We start from the raw sequence: 903 nt of genomic DNA on the forward strand, positions 1-903 counted from the left end.
AGCAATGTATAAGCTTGGCTATCTAAATAACAATTGCATTGGTTGCGTGAAAGGTGGTGCTGGGTATTGGAACAAAATTCGAAAAGACTTCCCAGAAGTTTTCAATCGTATGGCGAAGGTAGAAAGAGATATAGGCCATTCAATTTTAAAAAACGATGATGGTCCAGTTTTTCTTGATGAGTTAAAGCCAAATGTTGGCCGCTATAAAGATGAACCTGATATTGACTGCTCATTTAGTTGTGTCATCGCAAAAGAAGACAATGACTGGTGTGCTGTTAAATTTAAACAAGTAGAGGGAGCTGAAGGATGAGTGAAGTAAATCAACGTTTCGAGCAAGTCTTCAAAGTGTCTATGGATGAAATGAACAAAGTCAATATCGATGTTTATGGCATTGCAATGGCAACTATTATGAAACCTGCTTTAGTAACTATGAAGCCAATCTTTCAGCTTATTTATGAGCAAGGCGTGAAAGATGGTAAAGCGGAAAGTAAGGAGGGGTGAGATGGGCCATGTAGTTAAAATAGAGGCTAGTATTCTAGAAAAGATTGTTGAGGTAGCCGAACGTATTGCTCAGTCAAAAGAAGAACGTCGAGTTGGTCGTGCTGAGTTTGCTCACATGTTAAACATCGAGCCTGAAACTTTAGATAGTCGAATCAGAGAAGGCAGATACCAAAAGCCATTTAAGGATGGGAGGAAAAGCTACTGGATGCTTTCTTATGTACAATCAGTCGTTACAGACATAAAAGAATCTGATAAAGTAGCCACCTATTGAGGTGGCTTTATTTTATCCAAATATATAGGTACTTTCTCAATCTTGAGTACCAAATTGAGTATCAAAACCACATCAAATTAAAATATCCTTATTTATTAGTGAGTTAAATCTAAAATGCTTCTAATGATCGA

2 protein-coding genes and 1 pseudogene are annotated in these 903 nt (G+C 37.2%); all 3 read left to right on the forward strand.

Annotated elements, in window-relative coordinates; all coding sequences use genetic code 11:
* A pseudogene (locus NL42_RS15335) lies at positions 1–310 on the forward strand (hypothetical protein); the annotation flags it as partial.
* Entirely contained in the window at positions 307–501 is a 195-nt protein-coding gene (locus NL42_RS15340) for a hypothetical protein (protein WP_000005732.1), read from the forward strand. The pseudogene NL42_RS15335 and the gene NL42_RS15340, both read left to right, overlap by 4 nt.
* Position 502: 1 nt before the next feature.
* Positions 503–772, forward strand: coding sequence for a hypothetical protein (locus tag NL42_RS15345; RefSeq protein ID WP_461313392.1), 270 nt, complete (start codon positions 503–505; stop codon positions 770–772).
* Positions 773–903: the final 131 nt, after the last annotated feature.

The organism is Acinetobacter sp. GN11, from assembly GCF_054823985.1.